The sequence below is a fragment of the Paraburkholderia sp. genome (genome assembly GCF_036488505.1).
Taxonomy (GTDB): Bacteria; Pseudomonadota; Gammaproteobacteria; order Burkholderiales; family Burkholderiaceae; genus Paraburkholderia.
The window spans coordinates 1-4521 of record NZ_DASXHN010000458.1 but is presented as its reverse complement, the minus strand read 5'-3'; the positions used below and the strand labels follow the sequence as shown (position 1 = coordinate 4521).

General features: G+C 60.6%; 5 protein-coding genes and 1 pseudogene. All 6 read left to right on the top strand.

Translation table 11 applies throughout. The annotated features are described in order from the left end of the window. On the top strand, window positions 1-164 hold a 164-nt coding region (locus VGH68_RS26480), incomplete at its 5' end, for a citrate/2-methylcitrate synthase (protein ID WP_331606678.1). Between the two features lie 461 nt (window positions 165-625). Continuing rightward, window positions 626-2035 carry a 3-isopropylmalate dehydratase large subunit gene (gene leuC, locus VGH68_RS26475; RefSeq protein ID WP_331606677.1) on the top strand — a complete coding sequence of 470 codons (1410 nt, stop codon included), beginning with the start codon at window positions 626-628 and terminating at the stop codon, window positions 2033-2035. A gap of 136 nt (window positions 2036-2171) precedes the next feature. Next, window positions 2172-2825: a 3-isopropylmalate dehydratase small subunit gene (leuD, locus tag VGH68_RS26470; protein ID WP_331606676.1), complete on the top strand. Its 654-nt coding sequence runs from the start codon at window positions 2172-2174 to the stop codon at window positions 2823-2825. 79 nt (window positions 2826-2904) lie between these two features. Then, on the top strand, window positions 2905-3972 hold the full coding sequence (gene leuB / locus VGH68_RS26465; RefSeq protein ID WP_331606675.1) for a 3-isopropylmalate dehydrogenase: 1068 nt from the start codon (window positions 2905-2907) through the stop codon (window positions 3970-3972). A 161-nt stretch (window positions 3973-4133) separates the two neighbouring features. Then, window positions 4134-4319: a hypothetical protein gene (locus tag VGH68_RS26460; RefSeq protein ID WP_331606673.1), complete on the top strand. Its 186-nt coding sequence runs from the start codon at window positions 4134-4136 to the stop codon at window positions 4317-4319. A gap of 85 nt (window positions 4320-4404) precedes the next feature. Then, window positions 4405-4521 (top strand): annotated as a pseudogene (locus VGH68_RS26455) (aspartate-semialdehyde dehydrogenase); the annotation flags it as partial.

Genomic DNA, 4521 nt, shown 5'->3' with positions numbered 1-4521 from the left:
TCCCGACGTCGATGTTCACCTGTATCTTTGCGATGGCACGCACGGTCGGCTGGATCGCGCAGTGGAACGAAATGATCGCCGATCCGGAGCAGAAGATCGGCCGTCCGCGTCAGCTGTATATCGGCGCAACGCTGCGTGAAGCGAAGCCGATTCAACAGCGCTAAGCGTGTTTGATTCGCGTGGCTCGTAGCAGGTGTTCGCCGCGAAGCCACTGCTGCATCTGAGTGAAAAACGCCCCAGCGGGTCAACGCTGGGGCGTTTTGCATTGTTGTCGCAGCCATTGTTGCGCAGCTACGCATGGCGCCGTCGCGCACGCACGAGCGCGACCTTCCAATACTCAGTCTGGAACCGGCGGGATGAAATGATCCGACAAAGCCATGGCCATACAACGACAGCGCTAGAGAATCGATGTGAGGCCGGCGAGCGTACCGGCGAAAACTGATCGTTACGGGCACTTTCAGGCGATCGCCGCAGTTGCCGGGTAACACCCATACAGGTATCGCCACTACCACCCAACCTACTGTTTTTTATCGGTTTTTCGCGCATTTGAGAAGCCCGCGGCGCGGCGCTGCGTGGCATAATCGATCGACACACTCAGCGCGCAGTCACTACTACCCCGCATACCATGGCACAGACTCTCTACGACAAATTGTGGAACACACACGTGATCCACACGGAAGACGACGGCACCACGATTCTCTACATCGACCGTCACCTGCTGCATGAAGTGACCAGTCCGCAGGCGTTCGAAGGCCTGAAGCTCGCGCAACGTCCGGTGTGGCGCATCAGCGCAAACCTGGCGGTGTCCGACCATAACGTGCCGACCACCGATCGCAGCCACGGCATCGCCGATCCGGTCTCGAAGCTGCAGGTCGACACGCTCGACAGCAACTGCGACGCCTACGGCATCACCCAATTCAAGATGAACGACCTGCGCCAGGGCATCGTCCACATCATCGGGCCGGAGCAGGGCGCCACGCTGCCGGGCATGACGATCGTCTGCGGCGACTCGCACACGTCCACGCATGGCGCGTTCGGCGCGCTCGCGCACGGCATCGGCACGTCGGAAGTCGAGCATGTGCTGGCCACGCAAACGCTGTTGCAGAAGAAAAGCAAGAACATGCTAGTGAAGGTCGAGGGCCAACTGCCGCGCGGCTGCACCGCGAAGGACATCGTGCTCGCGATCATCGGCAAGATCGGCACGGCCGGCGGCACCGGCTATGCGATCGAATTCGGCGGCTCGACGATTCGCGCGCTGTCGATGGAAGGCCGCATGACCGTCTGCAACATGGCGATCGAAGCCGGCGCGCGCGCCGGCATGGTCGCCGTCGACGACACCACGATCGAGTACCTGAAGGGCCGTCCGTTCTCGCCGGAGGGCGTCGAGTGGGATCACGCGGTCGAGTACTGGAAGCAGTTCAAGTCCGACGAAGGCGCGCATTTCGATCGCGTGGTCGAACTGAACGCCGCGGACATCGTGCCGCAGGTCACGTGGGGTACATCGCCTGAAATGGTCATGCCGGTAGACGGCCGTGTGCCGGATCCCGAGCGCGAGAAAGATCCGGTCAAGCGCGACGCGATAGAACGCGCGCTCAAATACATGGCGCTCGAGCCGAATGCGCCGATCGAGTCGATCAAGCCGGACAAGATTTTCATCGGATCGTGCACCAACGCGCGTATCGAAGACATTCGCGCCGCGGCTTATGTGGTGAAGAAGCTCGGCCGTCGCGTCGCGTCGAACATCCGTCTGGCGATGGTCGTGCCGGGTTCGGGTCTCGTCAAGGCGCAAGCGGAGCGCGAAGGCCTCGACAAGGTCTTTACCGACGCCGGCTTCGAATGGCGCGAGCCGGGGTGCTCGATGTGCCTCGCGATGAATGCCGACCGGCTCGAACCGGGCGAGCGTTGCGCGTCCACGTCGAATCGTAATTTCGAAGGTCGTCAGGGCGCCGGTGGCCGTACCCACCTGGTGAGCCCCGCGATGGCCGCGGCCGCGGCGATCGAAGGCCATTTCGTCGATATTCGCAGGCTTGGGTAAATCGCGGGTGAAGAACCTGAATCGCGTCGCTGAGCGACAGGTTATCTAACAGGCGGTTTTTGATTTTTGCCGGCGATGCGGCGCGAGCTTTTCGGCCGCCACTCGCATCGCCCGGTCTTGAACAGGCGCAAGCGTCATGGATAAATTCATCGTACACACCGGCGTCGTGGCGCCGCTCGATCGCGAGAACGTCGACACGGACGCGATCATTCCGAAGCAATTCCTGAAGTCGATCAAGCGCACCGGTTTCGGTCCGAATGCGTTCGACGAATGGCGTTATCTCGACCACGGCGAGCCGGGGCAGGACAATTCGAAACGGCCGCTGAACCCGGATTTCGTGCTGAATCAGCCGCGTTATCAGGGCGCTTCAGTGTTGCTCGCGCGCAAGAACTTTGGTTGCGGCAGCTCGCGCGAGCACGCGCCTTGGGCGCTGCAGCAATACGGCTTTCGCGCGCTGATCGCGCCGAGCTTCGCCGACATTTTCTACAACAACTGCTTCAAGAACGGCGTGCTGCCGATCGTGCTGACCGAACAGCAGGTCGATCATCTGTTCAACGAAACCTACGCATTCAACGGTTTTCAGCTGACCATCGACCTCGAAGTGCAAGTCGTGCGCACGGCGGACGGCAGCACCGAATATCCATTCGAAGTCGCGGCATTCCGCAAGTACTGCCTGCTGAACGGTTTCGACGATATCGGGCTCACGCTGCGTCACGCGGACAAGATTCGTCAGTACGAAGCGGAGCGTTTGGCGAAGCAGCCGTGGCTCAATCATCGCATCGTCGGTTAAAGCGCTGACTACGCGGGGTTCGCGCGTGTGCGCGCCGGTTTGCGCTTAAAAGTCTCGAAAAAATCATCAAGGAATTCGCATGAAGATCGCAGTGTTGCCGGGCGACGGCATCGGTCCCGAAATCGTCAAGGAGGCCGTCAAGGTCCTGAACGTGCTGGGCGAGAAATTCGAACTCGAAGAAGCGCCGGTGGGCGGCGCGGGCTACGAGGCGAAGGGCCACCCGCTGCCTGATTCGACGCTCGCGCTCGCGAAGCAGGCCGACGCGATCCTGTTCGGGGCGGTCGGCGACTGGAAATACGACAAGCTCGAACGCGCATTGCGCCCGGAGCAGGCGATTCTCGGCCTGCGCAAGCATCTCGAACTGTTCGCGAACTTCCGTCCGGCGATTTGCTATCCGCAACTCACGGGCGCGTCTTCGCTGAAGGAAGAGATCGTTTCGGGTCTCGACATCCTGATCGTGCGCGAACTGAACGGGGACATCTATTTCGGCGCGCCGCGCGGTGTGCGTACGTCACCCGATGGCCTGTTTGCGGGCGAAAAGGAAGGCTTCGACACCATGCGCTATTCGGAGCCGGAAGTGCGTCGCATTGCGCACGTCGCCTTCCAGGCGGCGCAAAAGCGCGAGAGGAAGCTGACGTCGGTCGACAAAGCCAATGTGCTCGAAACGTCGCAGTTCTGGAAGGACGTGATGATCGACGTGTCGAAAGAATATCCGGATGTCGAGCTGTCGCATATGTACGTCGACAACGCGGCAATGCAACTCGTGAAGGCGCCGAAGTCGTTCGACGTGATCGTGACCGGCAACATGTTCGGCGACATCCTGTCCGACGAGGCGGCCATGCTGACCGGCTCGATCGGCATGCTGCCGTCGGCGTCGCTCGACAAGAACAACAAGGGCTTGTACGAGCCGTCGCACGGCTCCGCACCCGATATCGCCGGCAAGGGCGTGGCCAATCCGCTCGCTACGATTCTCTCCGCCGCGATGATGTTGCGCTATTCGCTGAACAAGGTCGAGCAGGCCGATCGGATTGAAACCGCGGTGAAGAAGGTGCTCGAGCAGGGTTATCGCACTGGCGACATTCTCACGCCGGGTTGCAAGCAGGTCGGCACCGTGGCGATGGGCGATGCCGTCGTGGCCGCGTTGTAAAAGGCTGATTTAGGGCGCGCGGACATCGCGCGTTCAGGTGGTAAGCACTCGGAGATGGAGGCATTTATCTCGTCTTCGAACGGATTTAGAGCGGCTTTTTGAAAGGTCATAAAGCGCGAATTGGCCGGAAGTGGGCCAATTCGCGTGTAACCCGCTCAGGTATGGCCAGCTGGGGCAATCGCCCTGGCTCGATTGCGGTTTTCGTGTATATTGTCGCGATGGCTCAGATCTCCCAAATCTCCTCGATTTCCAAACAGCACGGCACAACGGCCCGTGTGATCGAGTTCGCCATCATCGCCACAACGCTCATCAAAGCGATTACCCCGAAAACGATCACGAAGCGCTGATCGTCCGTCGTGCCCGCCCATCTTCCCCGCGCGGTCACTGCGGGCAAAGATGCGGGGAAGTGTCCAATTCGAAGGGTTTGAAGTCATGAACGTAGGTCTCGTAGGTTGGCGCGGCATGGTCGGCAGCGTCCTGATGCAACGCATGCAGCAGGAAGGCGATTTCGACTTGATCGAACCGGTGTTTTTCAGCACCAGCAACGCG